The following is a 16359-nucleotide window of genomic DNA, read 5'->3' as shown; positions in this document are numbered from 1 at the left end:
ATCCGAGGGATCACAACCGAATTTTGTGGCCAGGAATAGTGGATTTCATTGCCTGAAAGGCTTATTCTGGCCGAATGCAGAATTCGCAGAAGAATGTCACCCTGCCAATGAACTTATCAGCTGGAATTCGCGCTGGCAAGTCCGCGGAATTCTTCCAGGTCGGGGACCTGCGGGTCCGGCGGATCGGGCTGGGCACCAAGCGGCTCGCCAGGGACGGGTCGGGCTCGCGGGAGCAGGCGATCGCATTGCTGCGACGGGCTGTGGAGCTCGGCATCAATCACCTCGACACCGCCGATTTCTATCCGAGCTACGCCCCACCCGACGGGCCGGCAGGTGCCTTCGAGTCGCTCGGCTGGGCGAACGGCGTCATTCGCCGTGCGCTGGCGCCGTACCCGGATGAGCTCGTCATCGCGACCAAGGTCGGGCCGACGGCGGACGGGCCCGCGCGGCCTGATCAGTTGCGGGCGTTGGTCGAGGCCGATCTGCGCGCGCTGGGGGTCGAGACGCTCGATCTCGTGTATTTACGGCAGGCCGGGATGGATTCGGTGGCCGAGCATTTCGGGGCCCTGGCGGAACTGCAGGCCAAGGGGATGATCCGGCACCTGGGTCTGACGAGCATCCGGGCCGAACACCTTGCGCAGGCTCAGGAGATCGCGCCGGTGGTGGCGGTGCAGAATCGGTACGGCGTTGGGTACGGGCGAGTGAACGATGAACTCCTACGCCTTTGTGGGGAGCAAGCGATCGCCTTCGTGCCGTACTTCGCGTTGACCGCGCAGGCTCGGGAGACGGGCGGGTTGACCAGTCACGAGGCGATTGAGGACATCGCCACTCGGTGCGGCGCTACTCCCGCGCAGGTCCGTCTCGCCTGGGCGCTGCAGCGGGGTGATCACGTCCTGGTCATCCCGGGCACGTCGAGCCCGCATCACTTGCAAGACAATCTCCAGGCAGGCTCGATCCACCTCTCCCCCGACGACATCACCACCCTCAACAACATCACCGATTAGAGCTGACGCTGGAGCGGCGGTTAGTTCGTGAAGGTTACTTCTTCGGTGGGTTGGACTGCGGCGGTGCGGCCGGGGGCTCGGTGGTATTGCCAGTAGAGGTTGGTGTGGGCGATGACCTGGTCGGGAGTGGGGGCGCCGTATTCGCTCAGGTCTTCGGTGGTGTGGGCGTCGCCGACAAGGGTCACGTCGTAGCCGCGGACCATTGCGCCGTGGATGGTTGAGCGGATGCACTCGTCGGTCTGAGCGCCGCTGACGACGACGTGGCCGATGCCGGCGTTGGCGAGGACGTCCTCCAGGTCGGTGTCCTCGAACGAGTCCGCATAGATTTTGTGGACCAACGCCTCTGACTCGTCCCGCTTGAGCTCGGGGACGAACTGCCACTCGTCGCTGCCCTTGACCAGGCTCTCGCTGGAGTGCTGGACCCAGATGACCGGCACGCCACCGGCGCGGGCCTTGCTCACCAGAGCACTGACGTTCGCCACCACTCGGTCACGCTCATATGAGCCGTCGACGACGCCGTTCTGGACGTCGATCACCATCAGCGCCGTACCCGGTCGATCTGCCAGCGTGGACATGCCGATCCCTCCCAAACTAGGTGTACGGCGAACGCTAGCCAGCCCCGCCGACAGTTTCAGGAGACCTGCCAGCTCCGCAGCCGCAACCGCACCGTCGGCACGTCGCCGTCATCGAGCTCCTCGGCCCGCCGCACGGCCGCCTTCACCGGCAGGATGTACCGCCTGTCCTTCGGAAACATCGACGTGTCCCACACGCTGTCCCCGATCTCGGCCTGCACCGGAATCATCCCCCACCCGTACGTCACGAAGTTCGACTCCGCCTCGAAATAGGCGCTCTCCTCGTCGGGTACCGTGATGAAATACCACGGCGCCGGACCACGCCAGTACCAGATCTCGCCCGCGAATTCGATCTCATTCACCGTTGGTTGCCTCCAGCATCCGTTGCGCAAGAGCTCGTGAAGCGTCGATCACTTCCGGCCCGCCGCGAATGTGGTACGGCGCTCTGATCGTGGTGAGCTGACCCGCATACCAGTCGGGCTCGTCGGTGCTCGCGACCAGGCGGGTGTGCCCGTCGTCGATGGCCTCGAGCCGCCCCATACTGCGAGGGAACCACCAGCCGGACTCCTCGCGTGGCGCGTCGATGACGACCTCGACCTTGTACTTCCAGCCCATCGCAAGGTGCTCCTCCACCGCGGCCAGCGGATCGAGCTCCGGCGGTGTCGTGAAGGACGATCCTTCCGGTTCGACGCGAGTCACCTTGTCCACCCGCAAAACCCGCTGCGAATTCTTCCCGTGTGACCAGCACAGCAAATACCAACGACCTCGCCGTACGACGACCGCCCACGGATCCACGTCCATGGGCCATTCCTCGTCGCCATGCCGGCGGTAATGAATCAGCACCCGGCGAGATTCCGTGCTGTGTGAAACCAATGCGGCCGTGATCTCGGGATCCGGCGTCCGCGCACCGGGATCCGGCCCGCGCGCGCTCACTCGGCGTACGGCGTCCGTCGCGCGCGCGACCGACTCCGGCAAGACCCGGATGATCTTCCCGAGCGCGATGTCCACCGGGTCGTCGGCCCCGCGTGGCCCTTCGAGCACGGCCATCACCAGGCCGAGCGCCTCGGTCGCGGTGAACATCAGCGGTGCCAGCCGCAACCCGCGGCCGACGCGGTACCCGCCGTACGGTCCACGCGTGGACTCGATCGGGATGTCGGCCTCGCGCAGGATCGCGACGTACCGCCGGGCGGCCCGTTCGGACACCCCGAGCTTCTCCCCCAGTTGGTCGGCCGTGATGCCAGGACTGTTCTGGATCAGCTCCAGCACCATCAACGTCCGAGCCGTCGGACTCACGTCGTGCGCCACAGGTGGCATTTTTCCGGAAGGGGACCGTCCGGAACAACCCAGCAGCCAAAGTGCTCACGGGACGAGCGCTTACTCTGCGAGGATCGGACCATGCGAGCGGACCGGTTGGTAGCGGTGCTGCTGCTCATGCAGGCGCGCGGCCGGGTGACCGCGGCCGAGGTCGCAACCGAGCTCGAGATCTCTGTCGCGACTGCCCGCCGTGACCTCGAGGCGCTCTCGACCGCCGGCATCCCCGTCTATCCCCAGCCAGGCCGCAACGGTGGCTGGCAGCTCGTTGGTGGCGCGCGGACCGATCTCAGCGGCCTCACCTCGACCGAGGCGCAGGCGCTGTTCCTACTGGTCGGTCCGGCGGCGGCCATTGCGCCCGATGCGAAGGCCGCGCTCCGCAAGCTCGTACGAGCGTTGCCGGACACCTTCCGCGCGGACGCCGAAGCCGCCGCGGAAGCTGTCGTGATCGATCCGGCCCGCTGGGGTGAGCACGTGAAGGAACGCCCGGAGCTGGTCCGCCGGCTTCAAGATGCCGTCGTACGGCGTCAACGGGTGAAATTGGTCTACCAGGGGCGCGGCCGGGAGCAGTCCGCTCGGCTGGTCGATCCGCTCGGGCTCGTGGACAAGGACGACATCTGGTACCTGATCGCACAGACCGACACCGGTCGGCGGACGTTCCGGGTCGAGCGCGTGGTGTCGGCCGAGCTGACCGCGGAGTCGTTCGAGCGGTCGGCTGACTTCGACCTGACGGCAGAGTGGGGCGAGATCGTGGACCGGATGGAAGAGCGTCGCTCCGGGCTGACCGCGACAGTGCTGATGGACGAGCGGTTCGTCTGGGTCATGCAGGACCGGATCGGCCGGCAGTGCGAGGTCGACGGGATGGAGGGCGACCGGGTCCGGCTGAAGATCACGGCGCCCACTCCGTTGATGATCGCGCAGCACCTGGCCGGCTGGGGTGGCTCCGTCGAGGTGACGGGTCCGCCTGAGGTTCAGGCCGAGCTCGCCCGCCTCGGCCGCGAACTGTCCGATCGTTACGGCAGCGAGGGTCGAGGTGGACCAGTCACGTGAGTAAGGTGCGGTAGTTCGTCTCTGGTTCCCACGTCGAGTTACAGGAAGCGTCCGTGACCACATCCCCTCCCCAGCCGCCGCAGAACCCCTACCCAGGTCAGCCGGGCGGTTACGGGCCGCCCGCGGAGCAGTTCCCGCAGTACGCGCAGCCGACCCAGCAGCCCTACGGTCAACCGCAGCAGCCGCAGCAACCGCCGGCCCAGCCGTACGGTCAGCCACAGCAGCCCTACCCACAGCAGCCGTTCCAGCAGCAGGCGCCGTACCAGCAGGGCCAGTCGTTCCCCCAGCAAGGTCAGCCCTACCCGCAGCAGGGTCAGCAGCAGTACCCGCACGGCCAGCAGGCGTTCGCGCCGCAGGGTCAGCAGCAGTGCCGGTTCTGTGGTGGCTACCCCGCGGTCGACGCGACCGTGCGCGGGCACCAGGGCATGATCATCTTGATGCGGTTCCTGAAGCTGCGGGGCCCGTTCTGCCGGACCTGTGGCATCGCGTCGGTGCGTGACATGACGTCGAAGAGCCTGTGGCAGGGCTGGTGGGGTATCGGGTCGGCGATCATCAACCCGATCACGATGCTGATGAACATCGGCCCGATGCAGAAGTTCAAGAGCCTGCCCGAGCCGGCCCGTGGTCCCGGCCAGCCGATGAACCCGGGCAAGCCGCTCTTCCAGCGCCCCGCGATCCTCGGTCTGCTGATCCCGGTCGCGGTGATCGGCCTGATCATCTTCGCCAGCCTGCAGCCGACCCCTTCGAACGCCGACGTCGGCCAGTGCGTGCTCAACAAGGGCACCACCAGCGACCCGAACGTCAAGGTCGTCGACTGCGGCTCGACCGACGCCGAGTACCGGATCGTCGGCAAGCTGGACGACACCACCGACGACAGCCGGTGTCAGGAGTTCGCCGGGTCCGAGGCGTCGTACGTGTACGAGAGCGGTTCCACCAAGTACACGCTCTGCCTCGCCAAGGTCTGACAGTGCGCGTAGCCCGGCGGCTCGATCCGCCGGGCTGCGGGTGCTAGGGGTAGTACCCCTCGACCGGCACGCGCGCTTCGTCGTACAGAGCCGGACCTTCTTGCGGTACGGCGGGGAAGTCGCCGGTCGACTTGAGTCCGCCGAGCTGCTCCCCCGACAGCGCGTACACGACCCGTCCGATCCCGGAGCGAGCCAGTGCACCGGTGCACATCGGGCACGGCTGACAACTCGTGTACATCGTCGTACGAGCGGCATCCTCGGCCGGCAACTCGCGGGCCGCCCACACCGCGATCTTCAGCTCCGGGTGGAGGCTGATGTCCCGGTCGGTGATGGTCGTGTTCTGCGCCTCGACGAACACAGTCCCGTCCGGCCCGACCAACAGCGATCCGAACGGCGGATTCCCGTCCTCCCGCGCGGACGCGGCCAGGCCGATCGCTTGGCGAAGGTATCCCTCGTCTTCCGGTGTCACGTTGTCTCCCATCGTCGCTGCGCGCCGATCGTAGCCCTACTCACTGACGGGACGAAGGAAAGTCGGTGGCTCGGGCGTGCTGGGAATGGGAGCGTAGGCGGGTGTTGAGTGTGCTGGGGATCGAGGTCTCGTCCGAGCTGCTGGAGAGGTGGGTCGACTGGCTGGCGCCTGATGAGCAGCCTTTCTTTCTTACCGTGAAGCAGGCGGCTGAGTGGGAGTTGCCCGTGGACGATGCGCGGGAGGCGACTGCGGAGCAGCGGGACACCTACCGGGTGTACGGCGTCGACGGGACGGCTGTCCGGGTGAGTTGGCTGGACGAGGCGGCGTACGCGGGTCTGCCGAAGGCGACGCGGGCGGGGTTGGTACGGGCTCAGGTGCGCCACGACCGGGCCGCGGTTCCGACGGTGCGCCGCTGGGCGGACGTGGTCGGGCCGGGGGTTCGGCAGCAGGCAGATGGGCATCGTTTCGTGTGGTGGAAGTCCTTGCTGCAGGAGGCCGATGTGGTGTTGCCGCGAATCGTGAGTGAGGACCTCGGGCCGAGCCGGCACGCTGAGGTTCGCAACTGGCCGAGTGAGTTCCCGCGCGCTCGTGAACTGGCCGGGACGTTCCCGAGGGGCAGCGGACCGAACTGCTTCGGGACAGTCATGGCGGTCTGCGGAATCGACGGCGCCGAGGACGTTTGGATGCAGCGGGAGCCGTTCGAGCGGTGGCTGGCGGATCACACGGTCGCGGGCGGGCGGGACGACGTACCAGGCACTGTGTTCGTGTGGCGCGACGCCGGTCTGGCAGTGCAGCACGCGGCGATCACGATCGGCGACGGCTGGATGGTGCACAAGCCGTCGCAGTCGTGGATGACGCCGCGGAAGGTCCGCAGCGTTGGCGAGGTCAAGCGGAGCACTCGGACTGCCGGCTGGCGGTTGCAGCGACGTAGGGTGCAGGTGTGAGGCTGCTCGTCACTGGGGCCGCTGGGTTGCTGGGGAGCGAGCTGCTGCGATTGGCCGAGCACGACGTGGTGCCGACGTACCACTCTCAGTCAGTGCCGGGCGGGGTGCAGCTCGACGTACGACGACGAGCCGACGTGGCGGACGTGATCCGCAGAGTCCGGCCGGACGGGATCATCCACGCCGCGTTCAAGCAGTCCGACTGGGCGACGACGGCCGACGGACCCGCCAACCTCGCGATCGCCGGACAGGATCTACGGCTGGTCTTCATCTCGAGTGATGCGGTGTTCGGCGGGCGGGACACGCCGTACGACGAGGACGCGCCGCCAGGCCCCAACACACCGTACGGCGCGGCCAAGGCAGCGGCCGAGACAGCCGTCCGGGCGATCGCTCCGTCAGCCGTCATCGCGCGTACGTCGATCATCGTCGGCGACGACTGTCGCTCGGCGACCGAGCGATTGGTCCACGAGTTGGCCGCGGGTCAGCCTGGGTCGCTGTACAGCGGCAACATCCGCTGCCCGGTCCATGTGAGCGACCTGGCCGCCGCAGTCCTCGAACTGCTCACGTCGGACCACTCCGGCATCGCCCACGTCGGCGGTCCACAACCGATGACCCGCCTCGACCTCGGGCGAATGATCGCGATCCGGGACGGACTCGATCCAGCGCGGCTGCACTTCACCGTTGGTGAGTCGTCGGACGTGCGGCTGGACAGCCGCCGCACGCAACAACTCCTGAACACGCGGCTGCGGGCGCCGGAGGAGTTTCTGCGGATCAGTCGTTGACGGTGCTGGTGATGGGCGTGCCGACCTCGACCGTCCGGCTGACTGTGCAGAGGCGGTCGTGGGACATCTTCACCGCGCGTGGGAGGGCCTCGCGGGCCTGGTCGCCGGCCTCGCCCTCGGGAAAGCGGACGGTGAACTCGAGCGCGAGGTTCTCCAGGCGGTTGCCGTCGTCGTCGCGGAGCTTGTCACCACTCACCACAGCGCGGAACTCGGACGGCTCGGAACGGCGGCTGACCACGATGTCGACGTCGATCGCCGAGCAGGTGCCGATGGCGGCCAGCAGCAATTCGACCGGGGTGAAGTCGGTGTCCGCGCCGCCCGAGCCGACGCGGAGGGTGCCGCCCCGGACGTTGCGGACCTCGTAGCTGCTGTTGGCGAGGCGCTCGAATTCCACCTGCCGATGTGTGTCGCTCATAACCGCCATATTCTGTTGCCAAAAGCAACATCAAGAGGAGAGTCTCAGAGGTTCTTCAGGGCGTCGGTGACGGGGGTGTCGCCGGCGATCAGCTCCAGGGTCCGGCCGATGGCGGCGGGGGTGTCGCAGAGGCCGGCCAGGACCAGGGCCACGTCGTCGCGGCTGATGCTGCCGCGGCCGGTCTTGTCGGCCAGCTTGACCTGTCCGGTGCCCGGGTCGTTCGTCAAGCTGCCGGGGCGGAGGATCGTCCAGTCCAGGTCACGGGCACGCAGGTCTTCCTCGGCCGCCCACTTCGCCTTCAGGTAGATCGTGAAGGACGAGTCGTCGGTCAGCGAGTCGGCCTGGTCCGCGCCCATCGAGCCGACCTGGATGTGCCGGCGCACACCGGCTTGCTCGGCGGCGTCCGCGAACAGGGCCGCGGCTCCGCGATCGACCGTGTCCTTGCGCGCGTTCCCGCTGCCCGGCCCGGCGCCGGCCGAGAAGATCGCCACGTCCGCCCCGGTCAGGACCTCCGCCACGGCCGCGGCATCGTCGTGCTCGAGGTCGATCACCGCGGCCTGCCCACCGGCGTCCGCGATGTCACCCAGCTGATCGGGGTTCCGCACCAGCCCGACCACTTCGTGACCGTCACCGCTCAACAGCTTCGTCAGCCGCAACGCGATCTGCCCATGTCCGCCCGCAATCACCACTCGCATACCCCGAGCCTAACCGACGTCCACCGGCCCTCAAGGCCGTTGCCGACCGCACCTACCGCTGGTCGTTCCGAAGGACGGGCCTGAGGGCTTCCAGTACGGCGGGGTCCTCGATGGTCGAGGGGATGGGCTCGTTGCGGCCGTCGGCGATGTTGCGCATTGTTTTGCGGAGAATCTTTCCGGAGCGGGTTTTCGGGAGGCCGTCCACGACGGAGACGTCTCGGAAGGCGGCTACCGGGCCGATGTCTCGGCGGACAGCGGCTACTAGCTCCTCGCGTAACGTCGCTTCTGAGATGGTTACGCCGGCTTTGAGTACTACTAGGCCTCGGGGCAGCTGGCCTTTCAGGGGGTCGTGTACGCCGATGACCGCGCACTCCGCGACGGCAGGATGCGTGGCCAGGACGGCTTCCATGCTGCCGGTTGACAGGCGGTGCCCGGCCACGTTGATCACGTCGTCCGTCCGGCCCATCACGAAGACATAGCCGTCGTCGTCCACGTAACCGGAGTCGCCGGACAGGTAGTAGCCGTCGTACTGGCTGAGGTAGTTGTCGATGTAGCGCTGATCGTCGCCCCACAGCGTCGGCAGCGCGCCCGGCGGCAGCGGCAGCTTGAGCGCGATCGCGCCTTCCTCGTTCGGGCCCAGCGCGCGGCCGTCGCCGCCGAGGATCCGCACGTCCCAGCCCGGCATCGGGACGGTCGCCGAGCCGGGCTTGGTCGGCAGCGGCTCGAGTCCGCGCGGGTTGGCCACGATCGACCAGCCGGTCTCGGTCTGCCACCAGTGGTCCACGACGGGTACGCCGAGATGCTCGTGGGCCCAGTGGTAGGTCTCCGGGTCGGTCCGCTCCCCCGCGAGGAACAACGTCGTGAACGTGTCGAGCGGATACTTCGCCACCTCGGCGGCGGCCGGGTCGAGCTTCTTGATCGCGCGGATCGCGGTCGGCGCGGTGAAAAGCGCCTTCGCGCCGTGCTCGGAGATCACCCGCCAGAAGGCGCCGGCATCCGGCGTACCGACCGGCTTTCCTTCGTAAAGTACGGAAGTTGCGCCGACCAGGAGTGGCGCGTACACGATGTACGAGTGGCCGACGACCCAGCCGACGTCGGAGGCGGTCCACCACACATCGCCCGGCCCGATGTCGTAGATGGCGCGCATCGACCAGGCCAACGCGACCGCGTGGCCGCCGTTGTCGCGGACCACACCCTTCGGCTTCCCGGTCGTGCCCGAGGTGTAGAGGATGTAGAGCGGATCGGTCGCGGCCACCTCCACCGGCTCGGCGGGCTTGGCCCCCGCGGCGAGCGTGGCCCAGTCGAGATCGCGGTCGCCGAGCTTGGCCAGAGCAGCCTCGCGCTGCAGGACGATCGTGTGTTCGGGCTGGTGCTGGGCGACGTCCAGGGCGGCGTCGATGATCGGCTTGTACTCGACCACGCGCGTCGGCTCGATCCCGCAGGACGCTGCCACGATCACCCGCGGCGTCGCGTCGTCGATCCGGGCCGCGAGCTCCTTCGGCGCGAACCCGCCGAACACGACCGAGTGGATCGCGCCGAGCCGTGCGCACGCCAGCATCGCGACCACGGCCTCGGGGACCATCGGCATGTACACGATGATCCGATCGCCCTTGCCGACCCCCAATGACGCGAGGGCGCCGGCGAACTGTGCGACCTCGTCCCGCAACGCTGAATAGGTGTAGCTCGACACGGTGCCGGTGACCGGCGAGTCGTAGATCAGCGCGACCCGATCGCCGTGACCAGCCTCGATGTGCCGATCGAGTGCGTTGTACGACGTGTTGAGCGAGCCGTCCGGGAACCACCGGTACAGCGGTGCGTGCGACGAATCGAGCGCCCGTGTCGGCGGCGAGGTCCAGCTGATCGCCTCCGCGGCCTCGAGCCAGAACCCGTCCGGATCATCCAGGCTCCGCCGGTAGCTGTCCTCGTACGCACCCATTACGTGACCTCCAAAACCAGCCGTTGTCATCATCGTGGCAGGGTTGGGGCATGACGGTAAGGGTCGATGAGGTGCGGGCGGCGGCGGAGCGGATCGCCGGTCGGGTACGACGGACTCCGGTGATCGAGGTGGCACCGGGACTCACGTTCAAGCTCGAGCACTTGCAGCACACGGGCTCGTTCAAGGCACGCGGCGCGTTCAACCGGCTGCTGTCGGCGAAGGAGAGCGGCGAGCTCACTGGGCAGGGCGTCGTCGCGGCCTCCGGCGGGAACGCGGGACTCGCAGCGGCCTACGCGGCCCGCGAGCTCGGGGTACCCGCGCGGATCTTCGTCCCGGTGAACGCGCCCACGCAGAAGGTCGCGAAGTTGCGCACGCTCGAGGCCGAGGTGATCCAGGTCGGCAACGAGTACGCCGAGGCGTACCAGGCTGCCCTGGAAGCGCAGGACACTTCGGGCGCGCTGTTGGTGCACGCCTACGACCAGCCCGAGATCGTCGCCGGCCAGGGCACGATCGGGCTGGAGTTGCTCGAGCAGGTCGGCACGTTCGACACCGTCCTGGTCGCGGTCGGCGGCGGCGGTCTGATCGCCGGCATCGCGACAGCACTCGGCGGCAGCACCCAATCCAGCACCCAATCCAGCGTCCAACCCGGCGTCCAACCCGGCGTCCAACCAAGGGCCCAGGTCATCGGCATCGAGCCGGAGCTGACCCAGGCCCTGCACCAAGCGCTCGCGGCCGGCACACCGGTCGACGTCCCGGTCGGCGGCCTCGCCGCCGATTCACTCGGCGCGCGCAGCCTCGGCGACCTCGCCTTCGCGGCCGCCCAGGAGTACGGCATCCGGTCGCTGCTCGTCGACGAGGACGCGATCGTTACCGCTCGCAACGAGTTGTGGCACGACTACCACCTCGCGGTCGAGCACGGTACGGCGACGGCGTACGCGGCGCTGTCCTCCGGGGTCTACCGACCGGCCAGCGACGAGCGGGTGGTCGTCGTGATCTGCGGGGCCAACACCGACCCGACGACCCTTACTTGACCGGTCTGATCAGTCCTCGCCCAGCCTTGTCGTCGGACAGGACCCAGGCGGCAATGATGCCCGCGATCCCGCCGAACAGGTGACCCTGCCAGGAGATCCCGTCCTGCGGCAGCAGACCGCCGAGCAGCGCACTCCCCCACACCACGATCACGACCAGGCCAACCAGCACCTGCCCGAAGCGCCGGTTGAACAGGCCGCGCGCGACCAGGTACGCGGCGTACCCGAAGACCACGCCGCTGGCGCCGATCGTGATCGTGTTCGGCGGTGAGATCAGCCAGGTCCCGAACCCGCCGATCACTGTGACGATCGCGGTGACCGCGAACAATCGGGCCGCGCCGCTGAGCGCGATCAGCGCGCCGAGGGTCACGAGCGGCAGCGTGTTCGAGATCAGGTGACCGAAGCCGAGGTGCAGGAACGGCGCGGTGATGATGCCGATCAGGCCCTGCGGGTCACGCGCGATGATCCCGTACTTGTCGAGCGAACCGTGCAATCCGGTGTCCACGATCTCGCTGACCCACATCAGGCCGACGAACGCGGCGAGCAGCTTCAACCCACCACCGATCCGGGCGGTGTCGACCGTCCGACCGGTCCGTTTGGCAGGCGTCTGAGAGCTCATACCCCAACGATGCCGTATCGCGCCAAGTCTCAGCCCGTGGAAGGCGCGGCGACAGCGCACAGTGATCTCTGCGATACTGATCGTGGCCGTCGGGTGAGGGGGAAGACGATGCCAGTTGCTGTCTATGTGCTCGGGTTGAGCATCTTCGCGCAAGGTACGTCGGAGCTCATGCTGGCCGGCCTGATGCCGGAGCTGTCCACCGATCTGGGTGTCTCGATTCCCGCGGCCGGGCTGCTGATCTCGGCGTTCGCGCTCGGCATGCTGGTCGGCGCGCCGGTGCTCGCGGTGGTCACGCTGACCTGGTCACGCCGTACAGCGTTACTGGTCTTCCTCGGCATCTTCGCGCTCACCCATGTCGCGGGCGCTCTCACCACCAACTACTCCGTGCTGCTGGCCACGCGCGTCATCGGCGCCTTCGTGTACGCCGGCTTCTGGTCCGTCTCCGCGGTCACGGTCGTCACCCTTGTACCCAAGGACAGCCGGGCCCGCGCGATGAGCATCGTCACCGGCGGGCTGACCATCGCGACCATCGTCGGCCTCCCGCTCGGCACTGTCCTGGGTCAGCGACTCGGCTGGCAGTCCGCCTTCTGGACCGTGGCCGGATTCTGCGTGCTGGCGATGGCGGGCGTGCTCGCGACCGTGCCGGCCGGTCGGCCCGATCCGGCGAAGGCCCCGCGGCTCTCCGCCGAGCTGCGGGCGCTCGTCAATGCGAGACTCTGGCTCGCGTTCGGCACGACCGCGCTGGTGACCGCGACGATCCTGGTGGTCTTCAGTTACCTCGCTCCCCTGCTGATCGAGACGACCGGACTCGCGCCAGGTGCGGTGCCGGGGGTGCTGGCGCTCTACGGCCTCGGCTCGTTCATCGGCATCACCCTCGGCGGCCGGACCGCGGATGCGTTGCCGTTCCACACGCTCTTCACCGGCATCACCGGTCTGATCGTCTTGTCCGCGGTGCTGGCGCTCGCCGCGACCAATCCCGTGGTCGCGATCGCGGCGATCATGCTGCTCGGCGGGTTCGGGTTCGCGAGCAACCCGGCGCTCAACGCCCGCGTCTTCACCCTCGCCGGTGACGCGCCGACGCTGGCGACGGCGACGAACTTCTCTGCTTTCAATGTCGGTATCACGGTCGGGCCGTGGCTCGGTGGCCTCGCGATCGACGCCGGCGCGGGCTACGCCGCACTCGGCTGGATCGCGGTGGCCACCGGGCTCGCGGCCCTCGCGACGGTTCTCGTCGCGGCGTTCCTGCCGGTCAGTTCACTGGACCACTCGGATCAAGATGCGACGGGTCGAAGTCGGCGCGCCGCTTGAACACGTACTTGTTCAGCAGCCAGGTGACAGCCCAGAGCGCGACCCCGACGAGCATCAGCCAGCCCGCGATCTCGTAGTCGCCTGACGCCCGTCCCGACAGCGGACTGGCCAGGTAGAGGCACAGCACGACACCAAGCACCGGCAACGCGGTCGGCGCACGGAAATGCTTGTGCTCGACCCGGTCCCGGCGCAGCACGAGCACCGCGACGTTCACGATCGCGAACACGCACAACAGCAGGAACGCCGTGGTCCCACCGAGCGCCGCGAGATCGGCGTACCCGATCAGCACGAACGCGAGCAGCGTGGTGAAGAGGATCGCGATGTACGGCGTCCGCCGCCTGCGCAACACCCGTCCGAGCGGACCGGGCAGGACCTTCTCGTGCGACATCCCGTACAGCAGCCGGCTGGCCATCAGCATGTTGATCAGCGCGGAGTTCGCGACCGCGAACATCGTGATCCAGGCGAACACCTCGAGCGGGAAGCCCGGCGCGCCTGCCTGGACGACCTTCAGCAGCGGCGTGGCGCCCTGGTTGAGGTCGTCGGGCGAGACCAGCGTGACCGCCGAGATCGCGACCAGGACGTAGATGACGCCGGTGATGCTCAGGCCGATCAGCATGATCTTCGGGAAGATCTTGACCGGGTCCTTGGTCTCCTCGGCCATGTTCACCGAGTCCTCGAAGCCGACCATCGCGAAGAACGCCAGTGCGGTCGCCGCGGTCACCGCACCGAACGGCGACTCCCCGTCGGGCACGTTGAAGTCCGTCAGCCGGGACGGGTCGCCGTCCCCGCTGAGCAGCGCCCAGGCGCCGATCCCGATCACGATCAGCAGACCACTCAGCTCGACACAGGTCAGTACGACGTTCGCCTTCACGCTCTCGCCGACACCGCGCAGATTCACCAGCGCGATCAGGGTCATGAAGGCGAGGGCCGTGATCATCAGCAGCGATCCGCGGCCGGGATCGATGTCGGCGGCGGAGAAGAAGTTCGCCGCGAACGCCTTCGACGCGCTCGAGGCCGAGGTGAGTCCTGAGCACATGACCGCGAACGTGAGCAGGAAGGTCAGGAAGTGGATCCCGAACGCCTTGTGCGTGTAGACCGCGGCTCCGCCGGCCTTCGGGTACTTCGTGACGAGCTCGAGGTAGGAGGTCGCGGTCAGCATCGCGACGATGAACGCGCACAGGAACGGCAGCCAGACCGCGCCGCCGACCTCACCGGCGACCTTGCCGGTCAGCGCATAGACACCGGTGCCGAGGATGTCGCCGACCACGAACAGCAGCAGCAATCCTGGGCCCATGACCCGCTTGAGTTCAGGACGGTCGCCGGCCGGTGCTGCGGTCGCGGCAGAACTCTCACTCATCGTGCCTCCCTGGGTTCGGTGCGTCACGTACGTGACATGTTCCCATCCAGCGAGGCTGGGCGCGCGCGTTGAGGCTTGACCGGGCGTCCCCTGTCCGATCCGCGCGCGCCCGGCACGTCAGGCATACCCCACCCCGAGGTCATTCGCACCCGGACGCGGGTTGACGTATCCCGGCCATGACCAGAACTGGCCACCCGGCGGGAAAGCCGGCGCGGATGGTCCAGGGGACGAGATAGCCTGTCCGAAATCCGGGCTCGCGGGGAGGGGAAGGATGCTGGAGTCGGTCGGGGTCGAGGCCCCCGATGAACAGGCGTACCGCGCCCTGCTGAGCGCGCCCGGATGCGGCGTCCCCGAGCTGGCCAAGCTCCTCGACCGCGACGAACGCGAGGTCGCCACGACCGTCGACCGGCTGGCGGCTCTCGGTCTGCTCACCATCACCTCGGATCACCCGGCGCGGTTGCTGCCGACCCGGCCGGATGTGGCCGTCGATGCGCTTGTCGCCGTACGACGTGCCGAGCTTGATCGGGTCCGGGCCGAGGCGCGGGTGTTGTTGTCGGAGTTGAGGGCTCAGGAGCAGCATCGGCCCGAGAATCTGGTCGAGGTGATCGTCGGCCAGGATGCGATCGCGGCCCGGTTCGCCCAGCTGCTCAACGGGACACGCGATGAACTTCTGGTGCTGGACCGGCCGCCCTACGCGTCGCAGGTCGATGAGTCGGACAACCGGGTTCGAGGACTGCTCGGCGACGGGGTGGTTGTCCGCGGGATCTACTCCCCCGACTCCTTCGACGTGCCTGGCGGTGTCGACGAGGCGTACAGCGCGGCCGACGCGGGTGAGACTTCGCGGGTGCATCCGCAGATCCCGATGAAGCTGGCCATCTTCGACCGGAAGGTCGCCTTGCTGCCGCTGGCGGTCGATCAACTCGTCGACACGGCGCTCGTCGTTCATCCGTGTGCGCTGTTGGACGCGCTGATCGAGATGTTCAGCCTGCTGTGGGATCAGGCAGTGCCGGTGGTGCCGGCTGCCAAGACCGACCTGCTGGATGCGCGGCTGATGACATTGCTCGCCGCGGGGTTCAAGGACGACGCGATCGCGCGACAGCTCGGACTGAGCAGCCGGACGGTCGGGCGGCGGGTGGCCGAGTTGATGGAGACGCTGGGCGCGCGGACCCGGTTCCAGGCCGGCATTCACGCTCAGCGCCGCCATCTGCTCGAGGACTGACTAGCAGGTCGCCAGCATCTGCTGCAGCGCCGTCTTCTCGGCCGACTGCAACGACAGGGCGTAGGTGTACTTCACCCAGATCCACTCGCGCGCGTAGACGCAGTGCACGGATGCCGTGGTCGGCTGCCAGGCGGACGGGTCCTTGTCGCCCTTGGACCGGTTGCTCGACGCCGACACTGCGATCAGCTGCGAGATGGTGAGGTTGTTGGCGAACTCTTGCCGGCGAGCGGTGCTCCACGTGTTCGCACCGGACTTCCAGGCCTCGGCGAGCGGCACGATGTGGTCGATGTCGACGCCGGAGGACTCGTTGATGTAGGTCGAGTCGTACACGCTGTACCAGCGGCCTGCTGTCGGCTGGCAGCTGCTGTTGACGGTGACGCCGGTGCCGTCGCGCTTGAGCACCTGCTCACGGGTGTCGCAGGTCCCGGACTGGTTGATCCAGTGCGGGAACAGGTCCCGGCTGTAGCCGCTGGTCGAGCCCTCCGCCTTCACAGTGAGGCTGGCCAGCTCGGTGGCCGCCGTACTGGCCGACGGTGGGGTCGGTGGTGATGCAAGTGCCGGTCCGGCGTTGAGAGTCAACGCCGCGAACGCGGCGAGGGCGGTGAGGACAGCTAGGAGCGAACGTCGCATCGGTCAGGCCTCCGAGGGTTGGGCGGGGTCCCCCCCTGACGTGCATTCCCCAGCCTTC

Annotated in this window: 18 protein-coding genes; 8 read left to right on the top strand and 10 right to left on the bottom strand. The window is 68.0% G+C overall.

What is annotated here, in order from left to right:
• The first annotated feature begins 74 nt into the window (after positions 1–74).
• Entirely contained in the window at positions 75–1004 is a 930-nt protein-coding gene (locus tag ACWF4Z_RS02870; protein ID WP_452241205.1) for an aldo/keto reductase, read from the top strand.
• 20 nt (positions 1005–1024) lie between these two features.
• On the opposite strand, the gene ACWF4Z_RS02865 is transcribed toward ACWF4Z_RS02870, so the two are convergent.
• From ACWF4Z_RS02865 to ACWF4Z_RS02855, 3 genes are read right to left on the bottom strand one after another with little or no spacing between them, the layout of a single operon-like run.
• The gene (locus ACWF4Z_RS02865) at positions 1025–1579 is read right to left on the bottom strand and encodes an isochorismatase family protein (protein ID WP_452241204.1); all 555 of its coding nucleotides are present in this window, start codon (positions 1577–1579) and stop codon (positions 1025–1027) included.
• Between the two features lie 56 nt (positions 1580–1635).
• Complete coding sequence (locus ACWF4Z_RS02860; RefSeq protein WP_452241203.1) at positions 1636–1938, bottom strand: DUF1905 domain-containing protein; 303 nt, start codon at positions 1936–1938, stop codon at positions 1636–1638.
• Positions 1931–2881, bottom strand: a complete 951-nt coding sequence (locus tag ACWF4Z_RS02855; RefSeq protein ID WP_452241202.1) for a helix-turn-helix transcriptional regulator — start codon at positions 2879–2881, stop codon at positions 1931–1933. The genes ACWF4Z_RS02860 and ACWF4Z_RS02855 overlap by 8 nt, the downstream gene beginning before the upstream one ends.
• A gap of 90 nt (positions 2882–2971) precedes the next feature.
• On the opposite strand from ACWF4Z_RS02855, the gene ACWF4Z_RS02850 reads away from it, so the two are divergent.
• On the top strand, positions 2972–3937 hold the full coding sequence (locus ACWF4Z_RS02850; RefSeq protein ID WP_452241201.1) for a helix-turn-helix transcriptional regulator: 966 nt from the start codon (positions 2972–2974) through the stop codon (positions 3935–3937).
• Positions 3938–3990: 53 nt separating this feature from the next.
• Positions 3991–4902: an LppU/SCO3897 family protein gene (locus ACWF4Z_RS02845; RefSeq protein ID WP_452241200.1), complete on the top strand. Its 912-nt coding sequence runs from the start codon at positions 3991–3993 to the stop codon at positions 4900–4902.
• Positions 4903–4945: 43 nt separating this feature from the next.
• Here ACWF4Z_RS02845 and ACWF4Z_RS02840 read toward each other — a convergent pair whose 3' ends face one another.
• A complete protein-coding gene (locus tag ACWF4Z_RS02840) occupies positions 4946–5371 on the bottom strand; it encodes a nucleoside deaminase (protein WP_452241199.1) in 426 nt (141 codons plus the stop codon).
• Positions 5372–5472: 101 nt separating this feature from the next.
• Here ACWF4Z_RS02840 and ACWF4Z_RS02835 point away from each other — a divergent pair, with 101 nt between their 5' ends.
• Together ACWF4Z_RS02835 and ACWF4Z_RS02830 are read left to right on the top strand one after the other, a co-directional pair.
• On the top strand, positions 5473–6315 hold the full coding sequence (locus ACWF4Z_RS02835) for a hypothetical protein (protein ID WP_452241198.1): 843 nt from the start codon (positions 5473–5475) through the stop codon (positions 6313–6315).
• Positions 6312–7094 (top strand): SDR family oxidoreductase, encoded by a 783-nt coding sequence (locus ACWF4Z_RS02830; RefSeq protein WP_452241197.1) that lies wholly within the window; start codon positions 6312–6314, stop codon positions 7092–7094. The genes ACWF4Z_RS02835 and ACWF4Z_RS02830 overlap by 4 nt, the downstream gene beginning before the upstream one ends.
• Here ACWF4Z_RS02830 and ACWF4Z_RS02825 read toward each other — a convergent pair.
• The 3 genes from ACWF4Z_RS02825 to ACWF4Z_RS02815 are packed head-to-tail and all read right to left on the bottom strand — an operon-like array spanning position 7084 to position 10140.
• Positions 7084–7509, bottom strand: a complete 426-nt coding sequence (locus tag ACWF4Z_RS02825) for an OsmC family protein (RefSeq protein WP_452241196.1) — start codon at positions 7507–7509, stop codon at positions 7084–7086. The genes ACWF4Z_RS02830 and ACWF4Z_RS02825 overlap by 11 nt on opposite strands.
• Before the next feature lie 44 nt (positions 7510–7553).
• Complete coding sequence (locus tag ACWF4Z_RS02820) at positions 7554–8204, bottom strand: SDR family oxidoreductase (RefSeq protein ID WP_452241195.1); 651 nt, start codon at positions 8202–8204, stop codon at positions 7554–7556.
• Positions 8205–8256: 52 nt separating this feature from the next.
• Entirely contained in the window at positions 8257–10140 is a 1884-nt protein-coding gene (locus tag ACWF4Z_RS02815) for a propionyl-CoA synthetase (RefSeq protein ID WP_452241194.1), read from the bottom strand.
• 50 nt (positions 10141–10190) lie between these two features.
• Between ACWF4Z_RS02815 and ACWF4Z_RS02810 the strand changes: the two genes are divergently transcribed.
• A complete protein-coding gene (locus tag ACWF4Z_RS02810) occupies positions 10191–11171 on the top strand; it encodes a threonine/serine dehydratase (RefSeq protein WP_452241193.1) in 981 nt (326 codons plus the stop codon).
• Here the strand turns inward: ACWF4Z_RS02810 and ACWF4Z_RS02805 are convergent.
• Positions 11164–11787 (bottom strand): rhomboid family intramembrane serine protease, encoded by a 624-nt coding sequence (locus tag ACWF4Z_RS02805; RefSeq protein ID WP_452241192.1) that lies wholly within the window; start codon positions 11785–11787, stop codon positions 11164–11166. The genes ACWF4Z_RS02810 and ACWF4Z_RS02805 overlap by 8 nt on opposite strands.
• Before the next feature lie 108 nt (positions 11788–11895).
• On the opposite strand from ACWF4Z_RS02805, the gene ACWF4Z_RS02800 reads away from it, so the two are divergent.
• Positions 11896–13095: a Cmx/CmrA family chloramphenicol efflux MFS transporter gene (locus ACWF4Z_RS02800; RefSeq protein ID WP_452241191.1), complete on the top strand. Its 1200-nt coding sequence runs from the start codon at positions 11896–11898 to the stop codon at positions 13093–13095.
• On the opposite strand, the gene ACWF4Z_RS02795 is transcribed toward ACWF4Z_RS02800, so the two are convergent.
• Complete coding sequence (locus ACWF4Z_RS02795) at positions 13037–14452, bottom strand: APC family permease (protein WP_452241190.1); 1416 nt, start codon at positions 14450–14452, stop codon at positions 13037–13039. The two genes, ACWF4Z_RS02800 and ACWF4Z_RS02795, sit on opposite strands and share 59 nt — an antisense overlap.
• Before the next feature lie 271 nt (positions 14453–14723).
• Here ACWF4Z_RS02795 and ACWF4Z_RS02790 point away from each other — a divergent pair, with 271 nt between their 5' ends.
• Positions 14724–15671 carry a LuxR C-terminal-related transcriptional regulator gene (locus ACWF4Z_RS02790; protein WP_452241189.1) on the top strand — a complete coding sequence of 316 codons (948 nt, stop codon included), beginning with the start codon at positions 14724–14726 and terminating at the stop codon, positions 15669–15671.
• On the opposite strand, the gene ACWF4Z_RS02785 is transcribed toward ACWF4Z_RS02790, so the two are convergent.
• Positions 15672–16301, bottom strand: a complete 630-nt coding sequence (locus ACWF4Z_RS02785) for a GmrSD restriction endonuclease domain-containing protein (RefSeq protein ID WP_452241188.1) — start codon at positions 16299–16301, stop codon at positions 15672–15674.
• Between the last annotated feature and the right edge of the window lie 58 nt (positions 16302–16359).

Source organism: Kribbella sp. NPDC055071 (genome assembly GCF_053608045.1).
Note: the sequence above shows the minus strand (reverse complement) of the source record. Positions and strands in the feature narration are given on the sequence as shown.

What these genes read in the sequence shown, in the direction of transcription:
- ACWF4Z_RS02865 (WP_452241204.1), bottom strand. Translation starts at nt 1,579, where the DNA reads ATGTCCACGCTGGCAGATCGACCGGGTACGGCGCTGATGGTGATCGAC.
- ACWF4Z_RS02870 (WP_452241205.1), top strand. Translation starts at nt 75, where the DNA reads ATGCAGAATTCGCAGAAGAATGTCACCCTGCCAATGAACTTATCAGCT.
- ACWF4Z_RS02810 (WP_452241193.1), top strand. Translation starts at nt 10,191, where the DNA reads ATGACGGTAAGGGTCGATGAGGTGCGGGCGGCGGCGGAGCGGATCGCC.
- ACWF4Z_RS02795 (WP_452241190.1), bottom strand. Translation starts at nt 14,452, where the DNA reads ATGAGTGAGAGTTCTGCCGCGACCGCAGCACCGGCCGGCGACCGTCCT.
- ACWF4Z_RS02850 (WP_452241201.1), top strand. Translation starts at nt 2,972, where the DNA reads ATGCGAGCGGACCGGTTGGTAGCGGTGCTGCTGCTCATGCAGGCGCGC.
- ACWF4Z_RS02815 (WP_452241194.1), bottom strand. Translation starts at nt 10,140, where the DNA reads ATGGGTGCGTACGAGGACAGCTACCGGCGGAGCCTGGATGATCCGGAC.
- ACWF4Z_RS02805 (WP_452241192.1), bottom strand. Translation starts at nt 11,787, where the DNA reads ATGAGCTCTCAGACGCCTGCCAAACGGACCGGTCGGACGGTCGACACC.
- ACWF4Z_RS02790 (WP_452241189.1), top strand. Translation starts at nt 14,724, where the DNA reads ATGCTGGAGTCGGTCGGGGTCGAGGCCCCCGATGAACAGGCGTACCGC.
- ACWF4Z_RS02800 (WP_452241191.1), top strand. Translation starts at nt 11,896, where the DNA reads ATGCCAGTTGCTGTCTATGTGCTCGGGTTGAGCATCTTCGCGCAAGGT.
- ACWF4Z_RS02825 (WP_452241196.1), bottom strand. Translation starts at nt 7,509, where the DNA reads ATGAGCGACACACATCGGCAGGTGGAATTCGAGCGCCTCGCCAACAGC.
- ACWF4Z_RS02820 (WP_452241195.1), bottom strand. Translation starts at nt 8,204, where the DNA reads ATGCGAGTGGTGATTGCGGGCGGACATGGGCAGATCGCGTTGCGGCTG.
- ACWF4Z_RS02785 (WP_452241188.1), bottom strand. Translation starts at nt 16,301, where the DNA reads ATGCGACGTTCGCTCCTAGCTGTCCTCACCGCCCTCGCCGCGTTCGCG.